The 17,324-nt window shown below is 73.8% G+C and carries 17 protein-coding genes; 9 read left to right on the top strand and 8 right to left on the bottom strand.

Annotated features, from left to right (window positions below; translation table 11 throughout):
• Positions 1 to 86: 86 nt before the first annotated feature.
• The 3 genes from AB3388_RS23625 to AB3388_RS23615 are packed head-to-tail and all read left to right on the top strand — an operon-like array spanning position 87 to position 2,739.
• The gene (locus tag AB3388_RS23625; protein WP_495407765.1) at positions 87 to 1,286 is read left to right on the top strand and encodes an ATP-binding protein; all 1,200 of its coding nucleotides are present in this window, start codon (positions 87 to 89) and stop codon (positions 1,284 to 1,286) included.
• Complete coding sequence (locus AB3388_RS23620; protein WP_495407764.1) at positions 1,283 to 1,954, top strand: response regulator; 672 nt, start codon at positions 1,283 to 1,285, stop codon at positions 1,952 to 1,954. Before AB3388_RS23625 ends, AB3388_RS23620 begins: the two co-directional genes overlap by 4 nt.
• The gene (locus AB3388_RS23615; protein WP_495407763.1) at positions 1,951 to 2,739 is read left to right on the top strand and encodes an alpha/beta hydrolase; all 789 of its coding nucleotides are present in this window, start codon (positions 1,951 to 1,953) and stop codon (positions 2,737 to 2,739) included. The genes AB3388_RS23620 and AB3388_RS23615 overlap by 4 nt, the downstream gene beginning before the upstream one ends.
• Here the strand turns inward: AB3388_RS23615 and AB3388_RS23610 are convergent.
• The 5 genes from AB3388_RS23610 to AB3388_RS23590 all read right to left on the bottom strand — a co-directional run bounded on the left by AB3388_RS23610 (position 2,727) and on the right by AB3388_RS23590 (position 5,688).
• The gene (locus AB3388_RS23610; protein ID WP_495407762.1) at positions 2,727 to 3,035 is read right to left on the bottom strand and encodes a TfoX/Sxy family protein; all 309 of its coding nucleotides are present in this window, start codon (positions 3,033 to 3,035) and stop codon (positions 2,727 to 2,729) included. The genes AB3388_RS23615 and AB3388_RS23610 overlap by 13 nt on opposite strands.
• A complete protein-coding gene (locus AB3388_RS23605; RefSeq protein WP_495407761.1) occupies positions 3,032 to 3,772 on the bottom strand; it encodes a PIG-L deacetylase family protein in 741 nt (246 codons plus the stop codon). Before AB3388_RS23605 ends, AB3388_RS23610 begins: the two co-directional genes overlap by 4 nt.
• Before the next feature lie 10 nt (positions 3,773 to 3,782).
• Entirely contained in the window at positions 3,783 to 4,682 is a 900-nt protein-coding gene (locus AB3388_RS23600) for an RNA polymerase sigma-70 factor (protein ID WP_495407760.1), read from the bottom strand.
• Positions 4,679 to 5,257: a carboxymuconolactone decarboxylase family protein gene (locus AB3388_RS23595; RefSeq protein ID WP_495407759.1), complete on the bottom strand. Its 579-nt coding sequence runs from the start codon at positions 5,255 to 5,257 to the stop codon at positions 4,679 to 4,681. The genes AB3388_RS23600 and AB3388_RS23595 overlap by 4 nt, the downstream gene beginning before the upstream one ends.
• A gap of 149 nt (positions 5,258 to 5,406) precedes the next feature.
• Complete coding sequence (locus AB3388_RS23590; protein WP_495407758.1) at positions 5,407 to 5,688, bottom strand: chorismate mutase; 282 nt, start codon at positions 5,686 to 5,688, stop codon at positions 5,407 to 5,409.
• A gap of 274 nt (positions 5,689 to 5,962) precedes the next feature.
• Between AB3388_RS23590 and pcrA the strand changes: the two genes are divergently transcribed.
• Positions 5,963 to 8,257 carry a DNA helicase PcrA gene (pcrA, locus tag AB3388_RS23585; RefSeq protein ID WP_495407757.1) on the top strand — a complete coding sequence of 765 codons (2,295 nt, stop codon included), beginning with the start codon at positions 5,963 to 5,965 and terminating at the stop codon, positions 8,255 to 8,257.
• A 110-nt stretch (positions 8,258 to 8,367) separates the two neighbouring features.
• Here the strand turns inward: pcrA and AB3388_RS23580 are convergent, their stop codons facing one another.
• Together AB3388_RS23580 and AB3388_RS23575 are read right to left on the bottom strand one after the other, a co-directional pair.
• Positions 8,368 to 9,147, bottom strand: coding sequence for a M23 family metallopeptidase (locus tag AB3388_RS23580; protein ID WP_495407756.1), 780 nt, complete (start codon positions 9,145 to 9,147; stop codon positions 8,368 to 8,370).
• A gap of 137 nt (positions 9,148 to 9,284) precedes the next feature.
• Positions 9,285 to 10,184, bottom strand: a complete 900-nt coding sequence (locus tag AB3388_RS23575; protein ID WP_495407755.1) for an esterase/lipase family protein — start codon at positions 10,182 to 10,184, stop codon at positions 9,285 to 9,287.
• Positions 10,185 to 10,370: 186 nt separating this feature from the next.
• On the opposite strand from AB3388_RS23575, the gene AB3388_RS23570 reads away from it, so the two are divergent.
• Together AB3388_RS23570 and icmB are read left to right on the top strand one after the other, a co-directional pair.
• The gene (locus tag AB3388_RS23570; RefSeq protein WP_495407754.1) at positions 10,371 to 11,444 is read left to right on the top strand and encodes a hypothetical protein; all 1,074 of its coding nucleotides are present in this window, start codon (positions 10,371 to 10,373) and stop codon (positions 11,442 to 11,444) included.
• 23 nt (positions 11,445 to 11,467) lie between these two features.
• Positions 11,468 to 11,872 (top strand): coenzyme B12-dependent isobutyryl CoA mutase small subunit, encoded by a 405-nt coding sequence (gene icmB / locus AB3388_RS23565; RefSeq protein ID WP_495407753.1) that lies wholly within the window; start codon positions 11,468 to 11,470, stop codon positions 11,870 to 11,872.
• 23 nt (positions 11,873 to 11,895) lie between these two features.
• Here the strand turns inward: icmB and AB3388_RS23560 are convergent, their stop codons facing one another.
• Positions 11,896 to 13,734, bottom strand: a complete 1,839-nt coding sequence (locus tag AB3388_RS23560) for a CocE/NonD family hydrolase (protein ID WP_495407752.1) — start codon at positions 13,732 to 13,734, stop codon at positions 11,896 to 11,898.
• A gap of 171 nt (positions 13,735 to 13,905) precedes the next feature.
• Here AB3388_RS23560 and sucC point away from each other — a divergent pair, with 171 nt between their 5' ends.
• From sucC to AB3388_RS23545, 3 genes are all read left to right on the top strand, one after another.
• Positions 13,906 to 15,066 (top strand): ADP-forming succinate--CoA ligase subunit beta, encoded by a 1,161-nt coding sequence (gene sucC / locus AB3388_RS23555; protein WP_495407751.1) that lies wholly within the window; start codon positions 13,906 to 13,908, stop codon positions 15,064 to 15,066.
• Positions 15,067 to 15,095: 29 nt separating this feature from the next.
• Positions 15,096 to 15,971 carry a succinate--CoA ligase subunit alpha gene (gene sucD / locus AB3388_RS23550; RefSeq protein WP_495407750.1) on the top strand — a complete coding sequence of 292 codons (876 nt, stop codon included), beginning with the start codon at positions 15,096 to 15,098 and terminating at the stop codon, positions 15,969 to 15,971.
• 235 nt (positions 15,972 to 16,206) lie between these two features.
• Complete coding sequence (locus AB3388_RS23545; RefSeq protein ID WP_495407749.1) at positions 16,207 to 17,289, top strand: hypothetical protein; 1,083 nt, start codon at positions 16,207 to 16,209, stop codon at positions 17,287 to 17,289.
• The last annotated feature ends 35 nt before the right edge of the window (positions 17,290 to 17,324 follow it).

The following is a 17,324-nucleotide window of genomic DNA, read 5'->3' as shown; positions in this document are numbered from 1 at the left end:
CCCATCCGACCCTGGTCCTCGCCACGCCCCCGACCCGGGTGATCACCGGTGTTCTCCCGGGCAGGGACGGTGCGACGATCGGAAACGTGAACAGCCCTGTCGCCGGTCCGCCGGCCGCCGGAGAGGCGCCCCGGCCGCCGCTGGCGCGCCCGCGCTCCGGCCGCGTGCTCGCCGGCGTCGCCGCGGGTACGGCCGCGCACCTGCGGCAGGACCCGCTCATGGTGCGGGTCGCCTTCGTCGTCCTCGCCGCCCTCGGCGTCGGCGTCGTCCTCTACGGGCTGCTGTGGCTGACCATGCCGGTCGCCGAGGAGGGCGCGGAGCCGGTCTTCGCGCTGTCGTCGGCCACGCCGCGGAGCACTCGCCAGCTCGTGGGGCTGGGCATCGCCGGCCTGCTCGCGGTCGTCCTGTTCGGCCAGGTGCTGTCGCTGGGGAGCGGCAACGTCGTCCTGCCGCTGGTGCTGGTCGCGGTCGGCCTCGCGGTGATCTGGCGGCAGCTGGACACCGACCGCACGCTCGCCCTCCCAGGCGTCCGCTGGGTGCTCGCCGGCGGGATCGCGCTGGCCGCGGGCGGCGTCGTCCTCCTGCTGGCGACGACCGGCCAGCTCGCCAACGCCCGCAACGGGTTCGCGGCGACCCTGGTGATCCTCGTCGGCATCGTGCTGGCGACCGCGCCGCTGTGGCGGCGGCTGCTTGCCTCGCGCGAGGCCGAGCGCGCCGCCCGGATCCGCTCGGAGGAGCGGGCCGCGGTCGCCGCGCACCTGCACGACTCGGTGCTGCAGACGCTGGCGCTGATCCAGCGCAGCGCCGACGACGCGGAGGCGGTCAGCCGGCTCGCCCGCGGCCAGGAGCGCGAGCTGCGCACCTGGCTCTACGAGCCGCAGGTCGCGGCCGGCGGCACCTGGGCCGGGCTGGTGGCCCGGATCGTCGCCGAGGTGGAGGCCGACCACGCGCTCACCGTCGACCCGGTGGTCGTCGGGGACGCCCCGCTCGACGACGCGCTCGCCGCCCTGGGCGCGGCCACGCGGGAGGCGTTGGTCAACGTGGCCAAGCACTCGGGGGTGACCTCCGCGGACCTCTACACCGAGGTCACGCCGGACCGGGTGTCGGTGTTCGTGCGCGACCGCGGCAAGGGGTTCGACCCGGAGACGGTGTCCGACGACCGGCGCGGGCTGCGGGACTCGGTGCGCGGCCGGATGGCCCGGCTGAGCGGGACGGCGGAGATCCGGTCGGCGCCGGGGGAGGGGACGGAAGTGGAGCTCGAACTGCCGCGGGAGGCGTCCGCATGACCGTGGCGACCGATGAGGTGCGGGTGTTCGTCGTCGACGACCACGCGATGGTGCGCGCCGGGGTGCGGGCCGAGCTGGGCGACGACGTCACGTTCGTCGGGGAGGCGGCGGACGTCGCCGGCGCGGTCGAGGGCATCCGGGCGACCGTCCCGGACGTCGTCCTGCTCGACGTGCACCTGCCGGGCGGCGGCGGGCGGGCGGTGCTGGAGAGCCTGCGGGCCGAGCTGCCCTCGGTGCGCTGGCTGGCGCTGTCGGTGTCCGACGCGGCCGAGGACGTCATCGCGGTCATCCGCGCCGGGGCCCGCGGTTACGTGACCAAGACGATCTCCGGACCGGACCTGCTGGCCGCCGTCCGCCGGGTCGCCGACGGCGACGTCGTGTTCAGCCCGCGGCTGGCCGGCTTCGTGCTCGACGCGTTCGCCGCGGCCGGCCCCGCCCCGGCGCCCGCGGAGGACCCGGCCACCGACCCCGGGCTGGACCTGCTGTCCGCCCGCGAGCGCGAGGTCATGCAGCTGCTGGCCCGCGGCTACACCTACCGGGAGATCGGCTCGCGGCTGTTCATCTCGGTGAAGACGGTGGAGTCGCACGCGTCGAACGTGCTGCGCAAGCTGCAGCTGTCCAACCGCAACGAGCTCACCCGCTGGGCGGCGACCAACCGGTTGCTGTGAGACGTGCGCTGCTCGTCGTCCTCCTGGTGGCCGTCGTCGTGACCGGGCTGCTGTGGGCGTTCCAGCGGCGGCTGATCTACCTGCCGCAGGGGTCGCCGGGACCCGTGCCGGCGGGTGCGCGGGAGGTCTCGCTGGAGACCTCCGACGGCCTGCGGCTGGGCGGGTGGTTCTTCGCGGCGGACGACGGGGCGCCGGCGGTCCTGGTCGCCAACGGCAACGGCGGCCACCGCGGGCTGCGGGCGCCGCTGGCCGAGGCGCTGCACGCCGCCGGGCTGTCGGTGCTGCTCTTCGACTACCGCGGTTACGCCGGCAACCCCGGCAGCCCGAGCGAGGAGGGGCTGGCGCTCGACGTCCGGGCCGCCCGCGCTTTCCTGCTGGAGAAGGTGCCGCCGGACAGGCTGCTCTACCTCGGCGAGAGCCTCGGCGCCGCCGTGGTGACCGAGCTGGCCGCCGAGCACCCGCCGGCCGGGTTGGTGCTGCGCTCCCCGTTCGTCGACCTCGCGGCGGTGGGCAGCGTGCACTACCCGTTCCTGCCGGTCCGGGCGCTGCTGCGGGACCGCTACCCGGTGGCCGAGCGCGTCGCGGACGTGCGGGTGCCGACCGTCGTCGTCCTCGGCACCGCCGACTCGATCGTGCCGCCGGAGCAGAGCCGCGCCGTGGCGGACGCGGCGGCCGACCTGGTCCGGCTGGTCGAGGTGCCCGGCGCCGACCACAACGACCTCGCCCTGCTCGACGGACCGCAACTGGTCGGGGCCGTCGTCGAGCTGGCCGGTCAGCTCGACTGAGCGGCCACGAAGGCGCGCGCCTCCTCGGCCAGCGACGGCCACTCGGTCGACGGGGCGACGACGACCCAGCCGTTCATCGGCCGGCCGTCCATCGGCTCGAACGGCTCGGCCCGGCCCGCGGCCACCAGCGCCTGCTGCCGCTCGGCGGGCAGCTTCAGCACCAGCCGCTCGTGCCACCAGATCGCGAAGAACTTCCGGCCCGTCCGCAGCCCCTGCGAGCCGAACATCCGGCCGCGGGTGACCTCGCCGCCCACGGCGCCGTCGGCGAGCTCGTCCCAGCCGCCGGGCGCGCTCATGCCGTGAACACCACGTGGAAGGCCTCGGCCAGCCGGCCCTCCGGCAGGCCGAACCGCTGCGCCGTCTGGCCCATCCAGCCGCGCACGAAGCCCTCGAGGTCGTCCACGTGGCTGACCTGGCTCTTGTGGCAGGACAGCGCCTCGATCTTGCGGGCGGCGACGTCGGTGACGTCGACGGCGTGGTCGGCCCGCGGGCTGGCGCCCAGCCAGACCTCCGACACCGTCCACGGCTCCAGGCCCTCGTCGGCCAGCAGCTCCGGGAACGCGAAGGGGTTGCGGGCGTCGGGGTAGACCGCCCGCAGCGTGGACTCGCCGACCGTCAGGTGGTCGGGGTGGCTGGCCCCGATCCGCTCGTAGAACCGCTCGGGCGAGCTGGTCAGCACCCGCTGGGGGCGCACCTGGCGGATCACCCGGCTGATGTCGCGGCGCAGGTCCAGCGTGAGCTCCAGCCGCCCGTCCGGATAGCCGAGGAAGCGGACGTCCTCGACGCCGCAGGCCGCGGCCGCCGCCCGCTGCTCGGCCCGCCGCAGCGGGCCCATCTCGTGCCGCGGCGTCTCGTCGAAGCCGCCGGCGTCCCCGTCGGTCACGATGCAGTAGCTGACCTCGGTGCCCGCCGCCGTCCAGGACGCCACGGTGCCGGCGCTGCCGAAGTCGACGTCGTCGGGGTGGGCGAGCACGCAGAGCGCGCGCTCCACGTGCTCCGCGGGCGTCGTCGGGCGGGCGAACGGGTTGGTCACCCGGCGCAGCCTAGGTTCCGCCCGGCGCCCCGGCGATCCCGGCCAGCTTGTCCGGGTTGCCCATGAAGAACACCCGGTCGACGAGCCCGTCGACGAGGACCAGCTGCAGGGCCATGTACGGCCCGTCGTCGGTCCACGCGACGACCGCCGGCGCGCCGTTGATCTCCGCGAACCCGATCCGGAGCCCGAGTCCCGCGGCCTGCGGGCCGACGCCGGCCAGGAAGCGGGCCACCTTGTCCGCGCCGAGGATGGGTCGCCGGGCCGCCGAGACCTTGCCGCCGCCGTCGGAGACGAGGACGACGCCGGGTGACATGGCCGCCAGCAGGCTCTCGACGTCCCCGCCGACGGCGGCGGCCAGAAGCCGTTCGGTGACCTCCCGCGCCTTCTGCGCGTCGGTGTCGAACCGCGGACGGCGCGCTTGGACGTGCTCCCGCGCCCGGTGCCCCAGCTGGCGGACGGCGGCCTCCGACCGGTCGAGGACTCCGGCGACCTCGGCCCACGACATGCCGAACACCTCGCGCAGCACGAAGACCGCGCGTTCGACCGGCGAGAGGGTCTCCAGGACGACGAGCACCGCCAGGGAGACCTGTTCACCCAGCTCGGCGGCCTCGGCCGGGCCGGGGTCCGGGTCGGTCAGCAGCGGCTCGGGCAGCCACGGCCCGACGTAGGTCTCCCGCTGGGCGCGGGCCGACCGCAGCCGGTCCAGGGCCAGGCGGGTGACGATGCGGACGAGGTAGGCGCGCTCGTCGGCAACGTCGCCGCGGTCGGCCGCCGACCAGCGCAGCCACGCGTCCTGCACCGTGTCCTCGGCGTCGGCGACGCTGCCCAGCATCTCGTAGGCGACGGTGAACAGCAGCCGCCGGTGCCGGTCGAACGCGGCGAGCAGCTCGTCGCCGGCGCCGACCGTCACGACGCCGCCCGAACCGGTGCCACGCGGGCCGCCGGGATCTCGCAGCGGTCCGTGAAGCCCTGGCTGGTCAGCCCGAGCGCGCTGTTGAACCGGGACCGCTCGTTCTCCACGGCGATCATCATCGTCAGCTCGACGAGCGCCGCGTCGTCGAGATGCGTGCGCAGGTCGGCGACCATCTCGTCGGTCACGGTGGGCGGGGTCGCCGTCGCCGCTTCGGCGTAGGCGAGCACCGTGCGCTCGAGGTCGGTGTAGACGTCGCTGTCCCGCCAGCGCGGGACGTCGCGCAGCTTGACCGGATCGACGCCCCGGTTCGTGCTGATCCAGTAGCCGAAGTCCACGCACCACGAGCAGCCGATGGCGGCGGCCGACGCCAGCTCGGCCAGCGCCTTGAGCGTGGGGTCGAGCCGGTGCCACTTCTCCACCGCCATCTCGAACCGGGCGTTGCCGATCAGCACCCGGGGGTGGTGCCCCATCGCGGCGGCCGGGTCGGCGACCACCCCGAATCGCCGTCGCGAGTACCAGGCGACCAGCCGGTTGACCGGCGTGCGGGGCGGGTCGAGCGAGATGCGTGCCATGACGAACTCCTCTTCAACGGGTGAACACCCATGAAGACGGGACAGGCACGGCGGATGTGACACCAGCGCGCCCGACGGGGCCTCCCGGTTCGGCGACGGGGGGGCCGACTTCCCGCCGGCCGACCAGCGCCGGTCGTAGGGCCCCGTCGTCAGAGGCGGCCGCGGCCCTGGCGGAGCAGCATCATCCCCAGCGTGGCACCGTCCGCACCGAGCGCGCCCTGGAACTTCGCGAGGATCTGCTGTTCGCGGGCCAGCGACAGGCGGGTGCCGCCCGCGGCCGCGCGCAGCGTGCCGATCTCCCGGGAGATGGCCAGCCGGCGCTGGACGAGCTCGATGATCGCGGCGTCGCAGGCGTCGATCTCGGTGCGCAGCTCGCCGATCCGGGCCGTGGGGTCGACGGCGGCGTCAGCGGCGGCGGTGGTGATGCTCATCGGAGGTGCTCCTCAGGGGCGGTCCGGGCCGTCGACCCCGAGAACGAGAAACGCCCCGGGCTCTCGGGCCCGGGGCGTCGGTTGCGGCGGTTTGCTCAGCCAGCGGCGACGGACACCGGATCCCGGTGACCGTAAAAAAAGCTGACCGTGGCGAGCACGGCGCGAAGTGTGCCACACCGACCGCGGACCGCGCCAGCAGTCCACAGGGGACGGGTGGGACGGGCGGTTCGGCGCCCGGAAGGGCGTCACCCGACCGGCTTACAGTGATGTCGTCATGAGCAGCGCCCAGTCAGCCCTTCCCGGTACCGCCACCCTGAAGCGCACCGCGCCGGGCTCGGCGGGTCGCGACCTCGACCGCATGCTCGCCGGCCTGAACGGCCCGCAGCGCGACGCCGTCGTCCACGAGGGCGGTCCGCTGCTCATCGTGGCCGGCGCCGGGTCGGGCAAGACCCGTGTGCTCACCCACCGGATCGCCTACCTGCTCGGCGCGCGGCACGTGCAGCCCGGCGAGATCCTCGCGATCACCTTCACCAACAAGGCCGCCGGCGAGATGAAGGAGCGGGTGGCGAACCTCGTCGGCCCCCGCGCCCGCGCCATGTGGGTGTCGACGTTCCACTCGATGTGCGTGCGGATCCTGCGCGCCGAGGCCGCCAAGCTGGGCCTGAAGTCGTCGTTCACCATCTACGACCAGGGCGACTCGGTCCGGCTCATGACGATGGTCGCCCGCGATCTCGACCTCGACGCGAAGCGCTACCCCGGCCGCAGCCTCGCCGCGCAGGTGTCCAACCTGAAGAACGAGCTGATCGACGAGGAGAGCTACGTCCCGCAGACGGCGCCGGAGAAGGTGCTGGCCGAGGCGTACAAGCTCTACCAGCAGCGGCTGCGCCAGGCGCACGCGCTGGACTTCGACGACCTGATCATGACGACGGTGCATCTGCTGCAGGCGTTCCCGGACGTCGCCGAGCACTACCGCCGCCGCTTCCGGCACGTGCTGGTCGACGAGTACCAGGACACCAACCACGCGCAGTACGTGCTGGTGCGCGAGCTGGTCGGGCCACCCGGCGGGCCGGTGCCCCCGGCCGAGCTCTGCGTCGTCGGCGACGCCGACCAGTCGATCTACGCGTTCCGCGGCGCCACGATCCGCAACATCGACGAGTTCGAGCGTGACTACCCCGAGGCCACGACGATCCTGCTGGAGCAGAACTACCGCTCCACCCAGCGGATCCTTCGCGCGGCCAACACCGTCATCGCCAAGAACACCGGCCGCCGTCCCAAGAACCTGTGGACCGACGCCGGCGACGGCGAGCTGATCGAGGGCTACGTCGCCGACAACGAGCACGACGAGGCCGCGTGGGTGGCCGAGCAGATCGACGCGCTGGTCGACGAGGGCAAGGCGGCGCCCAAGGAGATCGCCGTCTTCTACCGGACCAACAACGCCTCGCGCGTGTTCGAAGAGGTCTTCATCCGCGTCGGCATGCCCTACAAGGTCGTCGGCGGGGTGCGCTTCTACGAGCGCAAGGAGGTCCGCGACGCGCTCGCCTACCTCAAGGTGGTCGCCAACCCCGCGGACGTGGTCAGCCTCCGCCGGGTGATCAACACCCCGAAGCGCGGCATCGGCGAGCGGGCCGAGGCGTGCATCGAGCAGTTCGCCGACCGCGAGCGGATCGCCTTCGCCACGGCGCTGCGCCGGTGCAGCGAGGTGACCACCCTCGCGCCGCGGTCGCTGAAGAACATCCAGGAGTTCGTGGCGCTGCTCGAGGAGTTCGAGCAGCTGGTCGAGACCGGCTCGGGCCCGGCCGCGCTGCTGGAGAGCATCCTCGACCGCACCGGCTACCTCGCCGAGCTGTCGGCGTCGACCGATCCCCAGGACGAGGGCCGCGTCGACAACCTCAACGAGCTCATCTCGGTGGCCGCCGAGTTCGAGGCGGCCAGCCCCGGGGGGACGGTCACCGAGTTCCTCGAGCAGGTCTCGCTGGTCGCCGACGCCGACCAGGTCCCGGTCGCCGGGGACGACGCCGGCGTGGTCACGCTGATGACCCTGCACACCGCCAAGGGGCTGGAGTTCCCGGTCGTCTTCCTGACCGGCCTGGAGGACGGCGTCTTCCCGCACCTGCGCGCGCTCGGCGACCCGCGGGAGCTGGAGGAGGAGCGCCGGCTGGCCTACGTCGGCATCACGCGGGCGCAGCAGCGGCTGTTCCTCTCCCGCGCCCAGGTGCGCACCAGCTGGGGGCAGCCGGCGTACAACCCGCCGTCCCGGTTCCTCGACGAGATGCCGGCCGACACCGTGCACTGGGCGCGCACCGAGCCGGCCCCGGCGTCGACGTCCTACTCCTCGGCCCAGCAGCGGGTGGCCGCCACCGGGCTGTCGACCGGCGGACTGCGCGGCGGCCGCGGCAACCGCGAGGTCATCTCCGTCGACGTCGGCGACCGCGTCAGCCACGACGCGTTCGGCATGGGCACCGTGGTGGAGGTCAACGGCGTGGGCGACAAGGCCCAGGCGACGGTCGACTTCGGCTCCGGCGGCACGAAGCGCCTCGTCCTGCGCTACGCCCCGCTCGTCAAGCTCTGAGGCGCCGCCCCCGGAATGCTCTTGCGGTGTCGTGCGTGCTTCCGCGGTGCCGCGCACGACCGCACGAGCGGCAACAACACCGCAAGAGCCGAGGTCGACCCCGGGAGTGATCAGCCGACGGTGATGCCGCGCTCGGCGAGCCACTCCTGGGGGTCGAACGGCCGGCCGGTCATGCCGCCGCGGTGCAGCTCGAAGTGCAGGTGCGGGCCGGTCGACTGGCCCTGGTTGCCGACCTTGGCGATCTGGTCGCCGGCGTGCACGACGTCGCCGGCCGCCACGTCGTAGTAGCGCATGTGGCCGTAGATCTGCACGTTGCCGTCGGCGTCCTGGATGTAGACCGCGTTGCCGTACCCGGACGCCGGGCCGGCGCGGAGCACGACCCCGTCGGTGGCGGCGTAGATCGGCGTGCCCAGGGGAGCGGCCAGGTCGATGCCCCAGTGCATGGTGCCCCAGCGCGTGCAGAAGCAGGTGGTCAGCCGGCCCTGGGTGGGCAGCACCGTCTTGGGCTCGCGGGCGGCGCGGGATGCCGCCAGCTCGCCGAGGCGGGCCTGCGCCTCGGCCTCGGTGATGCTCTGCCGCGCCGCGGCGTCCTCCAGCCCGCCGGTCATGCCGATGTCGGAGCCCGTGCCGAGCCCGTAGTCGGCGGCCGTGGCCGAGATGTCGGTGGCGCCGCCGCCGGTGAAGGCCGGGATGCCGGCGATCACGGCGCCGGCGATGAGGGCGGCCAGCCACAGGGGTGCCCGCTTGCCGGGCGGCTGGGGGAGCCGTCGTGCGGAGAGTGCGGACAGGCGGCGGGTCGGCTCGCTCCGCTCACCCTCGGCCGCCTTCTCGACCGCAGGGGCGGCAGCGGGGAGGGTCCCGGGCCGGGGAAGGACCAGGGAGCTGGACACGGGTGCACCTTCCGGTGGATCGACGGCCACCGGTTGGTACCGGGGCCGTGACCGGACGGTAACGATGCGTCAGGAGTCGACAAAGCACCGTGCGGCACGTGTCGTGCCGACCGCGTTCCGTATGTGGCGAGTGGGACTCAGGCGACGGCGGCGGGTGCGATCGGGGCCGTCACGGCGGGCCGGCGGACGCCCGCCAGCGTGGCCGCGACCTCGTCGAGGACGCCCCGGTGGATCGGCAGCGACAGGTGCCCGACGCCGCGGACGAGGACGTTGCGCGCGCCGAGGTGGGGGTGATCGCACCGGCCCGAGCTCGTGGGCACGACCATCTGGTCGATGTCGCTGTAGATCGCGGTGATCCGCGTGGTGCAGCCCGGAGCCGGCTCGGCCAGCTCCTGCAGCAGTTCCGAGCCCGGCCGCAGCTGCCGGATCAGCGGCGCGGGGACGACGTGCGCCCACACCGAGCCCTCGTGCGGCGTCCCCAGCGTGACCAGCGACTCCACCCGGCGATCCCCGCCGAGGCGCTGGACGAAGTAGCGGGACATGAGCCCGCCGAGGCTGTGCCCGACCACGTGCACCCGCTCGTGGCCGGTCTCCTCGCAGATCGTCTCGATGTGCTCGCCGAGCTCGCGGGCGCCCTGGGCCACGTCGCGCAGCAGCGGGCTGTAGTTCCACGAGCAGACCGAGGAGAACCCGCGGCGGCGCAGGCTGCGGCGCATGACCGCGAAGACCGAACGGTTGTCGATCAGCCCGTGCACGAGCAGCACCGGGATGCGCGAGGCGAGCGGGTCACCGGCGAACAGCGCCCGGACGGCCGGCGGCTGGACGCCGGGCCGGAATCGTCCGTCGGGACGCAGCACCTCGGTGCGCGTGCCGAGCGGGTAGAGCAGCGCGTGACCGGCCACCCAGGCGAGCTCGGTCAGCCCCCCGGTGAGCGTCGCGGCGGTGCAGAGGGAGCGCAGGCCCCCTCGTGGCGGAACGGAGGGATCGGCGCCGGTGTGCGACTCTGGACCGGAGCCCGGATCGCTCGTGGGGCGCATGGACAGCTACCTCCGTCTGCTCCCACCGGAGAGGTCCGGGACCACCTGCCCGCCGGTGGCGGAGCACATCCGTTGTGCTCCGTTCACGCGACGGTAATGCCCGTGTGTGGTAGGCGTCACACAAGCGTTGCTGCTCATCGGCGGATCGAGGCCTGTTCGTGACCGTTCCTGCCCGAAGGGGGAGCCGTGCCCGCCCGCGACGCCCGAAGCGGACCCGCCCGCGACCGCGCCGCCAGCCGGAAGGACGGCGGCCGGTCCCGTCCTGACCGGGTCCCCGGTAAGCCGTCCGCCCGCCGCACGGGGGCCCGCAGGGACGGCGCGGCGCCGGCGGACGCGCTCGTCGTCGGCCCGGTTCCCGCGGCCGCCCGGGTCACCGGAGTTCTCCTCGTGCTGGCCGGTCTGACCGCCGTCGCCGGGCTGGTGCCCACCTACCTCGTCGTCGGCGGCACCGAGGTGTCGCTGGCGAGCGGTGTCGGCAGCGTGCTCGTCGCGCTCCTGGTCCCGGTCGCGCACCTCGTCGTCGGCGGGACCCTCGTCCGCGGCCTGGTGCCGAAGTTCGGGCTGGCCTACGCCGGGGTGTCCGCCGCGCTCGCGGTCGGTGAGCTGCTCATCGAGCTCTACCGCGGCAGCAGCTCCACCACCCGGCCGGGGGTCGAGGTCCTCGCCGGCGAGCGGGTCCTGACCAGCACGGTCGAGGTCGGCCCCGGCTGGGTGCTGGGCGTGGTCTCGCTCGCGCTCACCGTGCTCGCCGGCCTCTGCGCGGCGGTGGCGTGGGGCCGCACCGTCATGGAGGACGGCGGGACGCTCGACCCCGCCCGCTCGTCGCTGGCCGGCGGCGCCGTCCTGGTCGGCGTCGCGACGGTGCTCTGCCTCAGCCTGCCCGCGGCCGACGTCCCCGACCGGATCGTCACCGACCCCTCGACCGGGCTGCAGACCGTCGTGACCCAGGAGGGGCCGCAGGCCCTGCTGGAGCGGCCCGGCCTGGCGCTGCTCGGCGGCCTGCTGCTCGCCGGCGCGGTCGTGCTCTGCTCGGTCATCGCCCCGTCGCTGCGCCCGCGGCTGGCCACGGTCGGCGCACTGCTCGCGCTGGCGGTCGCGGTGCTGGCCGCCGGGCTGACCGGCGCCCGGGATGCGGCCGCCTCGACCGAGCTGGAGTGGACCGTCCCCGGCGCCGGCCTCGTGGTGGCCGGCCTGGCCTACGCGCTGCTCACCGTCCTGGCCTGGCGGCTGCGGCGCACGCCGGCCACCCGGCGGCTGTGACCGCCGCCACTACGCTGCCTGCCGTGGCGGAGGAACGCATTCGGGTGGTGATCGCCAAGCCCGGCCTCGACGGGCACGACCGGGGCGCCAAGGTGGTGGCCCGGGCGCTGCGCGACGCCGGCATGGAGGTCGTCTACACCGGCCTGCACCAGACGCCGGAGCAGATCGTGGAGACCGTCGTCCAGGAGGACGCCGACGCGGTCGGCCTGTCAGTCCTCTCCGGGGCGCACATGACGCTGTTCCAGCGGCTGGCCGAGCTCATGAGCGAGCGCGGCATCGACGACGTGGTCGTGTTCGGCGGCGGGATCATCCCGGACGCGGACATCCCCGAGCTCGAGCGCCTGGGCGTGGCCAGGATCTTCACGCCGGGCGCCACCACCACCGAGATCGTCGACTGGGTCCGCGAGCACGTCGGCGCCCCCGCCTGAGGCGGGGAAGACCAGCCGCGCGGTCACGAGGTCACCGGCAGGGTCACCTGCTGGACGGCGCCAGGTCCGGTCGTGAGCGTCACCGGCTGCGGCGCCGTCGACCCGCGGTAGGCCAGGTCGCCACCGGCGAGGACGACGGCCAGCCGGTGGCCGGGCTCGAAGCGGTGCACGATGCCCGGCAGCTCGATGGTCACCGGCTGCGTCACGTCGCCGATGCGCGCCGGCGAGATCAGCCGGTGCGGCAGCTCGACCGCGCCGTCCGGGCCGATGTCGTAGAGCTTGGCGAAGACCACCAGCTGCCCGGCCGGCCCGGCGCCCTGGGTGAGCGCGGCGGGGGAGTCCAGCCGCACGGTCAGCCGCGGGGAGCCGACGACGTCGAGCGGCCGGGTCAGCGGTGCGGTGGCGAACCGGATCGCCGTCCCCGGCGGGTCGGTCACCGGGCCGCTCTGGTCGAGGAACGACGTCTCGGTGTAGTTGGGGCCGACCGGCGCGACGCCGCTGTAGCCGCTCGTGCCCGGCACCACGGCGACGCGGCTGTCGACCAGCGCCCCGTCGCCGGAGAGGTAGAGGGTCCGCTCGCGGCCGACCGGGAACGCCGGCGCCGAGGCATAGGCACGGGCGGCGTCGCCCGTCGCCGCGAAGACCCAGTCGCGGAAGTACGTGAAGTCCAGCTTCGGCGCCGGGCCGCGGCCGAGCAGGTAGTGGTCGAACCAGGCGATCGCCTGCCGGCCCTGGTAGGACGACGCCGGATGCCGCTCGTCGAGCTCGCCGGCCACGGGAGTCAGGTTGCTGTGGCCCCACGACTGCCACTGCAGCGCCACCGGCGTGCCCTGACCCTTCAGTGCGGTGTAGGTCGCCACCGACTCCTGCAGGTTGAACAGCGTGTCGGCCTGGCCCTGGGCGAGCAGGGTCGGGACCCGGACGTCGGAGACGTAGCTCGCCACCGAGTTCGACCGCAGGAAGTCGATCGAGGCCTGGCTCGCGTACCCCTGGGCGGCGACCTCCAGCAGCGCCCGGCAGACCGGTGGGTCGAAGTTGCCGCAGTTCTGGTCCACGAAGGTCCGGAACCTCGCCGGGTCGGCGAGCGCCTGCAGGTCCTCGGCGCCATTGACCACGCCGAGCGTCGTGAACAGCGCCGACCACTGGTACTTGAAGACGCCGCTGCCGGCGTAGCTGGTCGAGCCGCTGCGCGCGGTGCCGCCGGGCAGGCCGCTGTTCTCTGGGTCGAGGGAGTACGCCAGGTCGTTCCAGGTGATCATCGGGACGATCGCGTCGAGCCGGTCGGTGCCGGCCGCGCGCTCGACCGCGGCGGTCGCGAACTGGATCTGGCCGCCGTAGGAGCCGCCGATCATGCCGACCGCGGGATCGTGCGGCGTGCCGGTCACGGCGTCCTGCCGGATCACCTGGTCGACGTGCACCGGCTGCCCGGTCGCGTCGTCGACGGCGGTGATCGACGGGTCGCCGCCGAGGAAGCGCACCAGCTGGGCGGCCGCGGCGCCGTCGTGCTCGCGGTCGTCGAGCGTGATCGGGCAGGGGTCGCCGTCGACGAAGCCCAGGCCGGTGTAGGAGAGGGTCACGTAGCCGCGCTCGCCGAAGCCCTGCGCGAGGTCGGCCTGGTCGGCCTTGGTGCCGCCGAAGCCGTTGGTGGCCAGCAGGGCGGGGCCGGGCCGCTGCGCGGTGACACCGGTCGGCAGGTACAGGTCGGCGTCGATCCGGCAGGTCCGGTCCTCGGGGCCGATGTGGGTCACCGTGATGGTGAGGTCGCGCGGCACGATGTCGGCGGCGGACGCCGGTGGGGCGAGCACGGCCAGCCCGGCCGCGGTCAGCGCGCTGGTGGTCAGGACGATGGCGGCTCGGCGCACCTCGGCGGCCTCCTCGGCGTCGGGAGCGGGTCGTCGTGACCCGGCCCACTCCTCAACGCGCGACTCGGCACGGGGTTACGCGCCAGTAGCCAACGAGCGCCGATGTGATGCGCCGCACCTCACCCTTGCCGGTGGAGCGGGCGAAAATCGCTCGGGCTACGGTGCCTGTTCGTGGATCTCTTCGAGTACCAGGCCCGTGACCTGTTGGCGTCGCACGGCGTGCCCGTGCTCCCCGGTGGTGTCGCCGAGACCCCGGAGCAGGCCGAGGCGATCGCCCGCGACATCGGCCAGCCCGTCGTCGTCAAGGCACAGGTGAAGGTCGGCGGCCGCGGCAAGGCCGGCGGCGTCAAGCTCGCCGACAACCCCGACGAGGCCAAGGCGCGCGCGCAGGACATCCTCGGCCTGGACATCAAGGGCCACATCACCCACCGCGTGATGGTCGCCCAGGCCAGCGACATCGCCGAGGAGTACTACTTCTCCTACCTGCTCGACCGCGCCAACCGGACCTTCCTGGCCATGGCCTCCCGCGAGGGCGGCATGGAGATCGAGCAGCTCGCCGTCGAGCGCCCCGAGGCGCTGGCCCGCATCCCGGTCGACGCGACCCAGGGCGTCGACGAGGCCAAGGCCGCCGAGATCGTCGACGCCGCGAACTTCCCGGCCGAGGTGCGCGACCAGGTCATCGCCGTCGCCCAGCGGCTGTGGGAGGTCTTCCAGAAGGAGGACGCCACCCTCGTCGAGGTCAACCCGCTGGCCAAGGCGCCCGACGGCACCGTCCTCGCCCTGGACGCGAAGGTGACCCTCGACGAGAACGCCGCCTTCCGGCACGACAACCGGGCCGGCCTCGAGGACACCGCCTCGGCCGACCCGCTCGAGGCCGCGGCCAAGGAGAAGGACCTCAACTACGTCAAGCTCGACGGCGAGGTCGGCATCATCGGCAACGGCGCCGGCCTGGTCATGAGCACCCTGGACGTCGTCGCCTACGCCGGCGAGGAGTTCGGCGGGGTGAAGCCGGCCAACTTCCTCGACATCGGCGGTGGCGCCTCGGCGGAGGTCATGGCCAACGGGCTGCACATCATCCTGTCCGACCCGGCCGTGAAGAGCGTGTTCGTCAACGTCTTCGGCGGGATCACCGCCTGCGACGCCGTCGCCAACGGCATCGTGCACGCGCTGCAGCTGCTCGGCGACGAGGCCACCAAGCCGCTCGTCGTCCGCCTCGACGGCAACAACGTGGAGGAGGGCCGGCGGATCCTCGCCGAGGCCAACCACCCGCTGGTCACCGTCGTGGACACCATGGACGGCGCCGCCCGCCGGGCCGCCGAGCTCGCCGCCTGACCGCCCCGTCCGAACAGGAATCCAGAGAGATGTCGATCTTCCTCAACGAGAACAGCAAGGTCATCGTCCAGGGCATGACCGGCTCGGAGGGGCGCAAGCACACCCAGCGCATGCTGGCCTCCGGGACGGCGATCGTCGGCGGCGTGAACCCGAAGAAGGCCGGCGAGAACGTCGAGTTCGACGGCTCCACCGTGCCGGTCTTCGGCAGCGTCGCCGAGGCGATGAAGGAGACCGGCGCCGACGTCAGCGTCATCTTCGTGCCGCCGGCCGGCGCGAAGGGCGCCGTCATCGAGGCCGTCGACGCGCAGATCGGGCTCGCGGTCGTCATCACCGAGGGCATCCCGGTGCACGACTCGACCTACTTCTGGGCGCACGCCCAGGGCGGCTCCACCCGGATCATCGGCCCGAACTGCCCCGGCCTGATCAGCCCCGGGCGGTCGAACGCCGGCATCATCCCGGCCAACATCACCAAGCAGGGCAAGATCGGCCTGGTCAGCAAGTCGGGCACGCTGACCTACCAGATGATGTACGAGCTGCGGGACATCGGTTTCTCCACCTGCGTCGGCATCGGCGGCGACCCGGTCATCGGGACCACGCACATCGACTGCCTCCAGGCGTTCCAGGACGACCCGGAGACCGAGGCGATCGTGATGATCGGCGAGATCGGCGGCGACGCCGAGGAGCGCGCGGCCGACTTCATCAAGGCCAACGTGACCAAGCCGGTCGTCGGCTACGTCGCCGGCTTCACCGCGCCCGAGGGCAAGACGATGGGCCACGCCGGCGCGATCGTCTCCGGCTCCTCCGGCACCGCGCAGGCCAAGAAGGAGGCCCTCGAGGCCGCCGGCGTGCGGGTCGGCAAGACGCCGTCGGAGACCGCGAAGCTCATGCGGGACATCGTCAGCTGAATTCGGCCACCCTTCAGGGGCCCGGGCCGAGCTTGCGAGGCGTGGGGGGAAGGGTGGTCCTTCTACGTCATGGCCGCTGCCCGGTGACCTCATGGGGTCGCCGGGCAGCGGTGTGTCCGGGCCGAGAGGACGCCGATCACGGACAGGGGACACCGGGCGTGCCAGTGTTGCGCGTAGCGACCAGGGCGGACACCATGCGCTCCGCAGGCCTGTCACTACTGAGGAGAACCCCGTCATGACCTCCAGTCAGCCCCCGCAGCCGCCGGGCGGGTACGGGCCGCCGCCGCAGGGCGGGCAGCCCGGGTACGGGCAGCAGCCCGGCTTTCCCCCGCCCGCGCCGGGGCAGCCCTACGGTCAGCAGCCGGGGCAGCCGCCGTACCCGCAGCAGGGGCAGCCCTCCTACGGTCAGCAGCCGCAGGGCCAGCCGCCCTACGGACCGCCCCCCGGCTACGGCCAGCAGCCCTACGGGTCGCCGCCCGGCTACGGCCAGCAGCCCTACGGCCAGCCCGCCTACGGGCAGCAGCCGGGCTTCAACCCCTACGGGCAGCCCGCGGCTGCCGGGGCCGGTGTCTCGTTCGACGCCGCCAAGCTGAAGATGGCGCACTACGTCATCGCCGGCGGCACGCTGATCTACCTGATCCTGTCGTTCTTCCCCTGGTTCGACTTCAGCGACTACGTCTTCGGCGTCCCGGACGACGCCACGTTCATCGACGAGTCGCTCAGCGGCTGGACCAGCGGCCTGGTCAAGTTCGCCTTCTTCCTGTTCCTGCTCGCCGCGGTGTGGGCGGTGCTGCCGGCGTTCTACGAGGTCAAGCTCGGCTTCCCGCGCGGCTGGATCACCGTCGGGCTGGCCGGTCTCGGGCTCCTGCTGACGCTGATCGCCTGGATCCAGTCGCTCGGCGGCGGCTTCTTCGTGTTCGCGCTGCTCGGCCTGCTCGTGGCCGCGGCGATCACGGTGTTCGCGCTCCTCTCCCTGCTGCCCGAGCTGCGCAACCGGCCGGCGCTGCCGGGCGGCCTGGCCAACGCGGCGCAGTGGGCCAACCAGCAGGCGCCGGACGTCACCGGCCAGTTCGGCGGCCAGCCCGGCCGCCCGGGCCAGCCGTACGGGCAGCAGCCCGGCGCGCCCGCCGGCCCGCCGCCTCAGCAGTACGCCCCGCCGCCGCCTCCTCCCGGCGCGGGGCAGGGCGGTCCGGCCCCGGCGGGCGAGCCGGGTCCGGCACCCACGGGGCAGGGCACGCCGCCGCCCCCGCCGTACGGGCAGCCGGGCCCGAGCGGCTCGAGCGCGTCCGGTGAGCAGCCGAGCGGGCCCACCGCCTGACCCACTGCACGCCACGACCGCCGACGGCCTCCGGG

This window comes from Geodermatophilus sp. SMS 5-13 (genome assembly GCF_059428245.1).
The sequence above is the reverse complement of the archived record's forward strand: the minus strand, read 5'-3'. Positions and strand labels throughout refer to the sequence as shown.

Coding starts and splice junctions, on each gene's coding strand:
- AB3388_RS23620 (WP_495407764.1), top strand. CDS start 1,283: ATGACCGTGGCGACCGATGAGGTGCGGGTGTTCGTCGTCGACGACCAC.
- AB3388_RS23610 (WP_495407762.1), bottom strand. CDS start 3,035: ATGAGCGCGCCCGGCGGCTGGGACGAGCTCGCCGACGGCGCCGTGGGC.
- AB3388_RS23595 (WP_495407759.1), bottom strand. CDS start 5,257: ATGGCACGCATCTCGCTCGACCCGCCCCGCACGCCGGTCAACCGGCTG.
- AB3388_RS23590 (WP_495407758.1), bottom strand. CDS start 5,688: ATGAGCATCACCACCGCCGCCGCTGACGCCGCCGTCGACCCCACGGCC.
- pcrA (WP_495407757.1), top strand. CDS start 5,963: ATGAGCAGCGCCCAGTCAGCCCTTCCCGGTACCGCCACCCTGAAGCGC.
- AB3388_RS23575 (WP_495407755.1), bottom strand. CDS start 10,184: ATGCGCCCCACGAGCGATCCGGGCTCCGGTCCAGAGTCGCACACCGGC.
- sucD (WP_495407750.1), top strand. CDS start 15,096: ATGTCGATCTTCCTCAACGAGAACAGCAAGGTCATCGTCCAGGGCATG.
- AB3388_RS23545 (WP_495407749.1), top strand. CDS start 16,207: ATGACCTCCAGTCAGCCCCCGCAGCCGCCGGGCGGGTACGGGCCGCCG.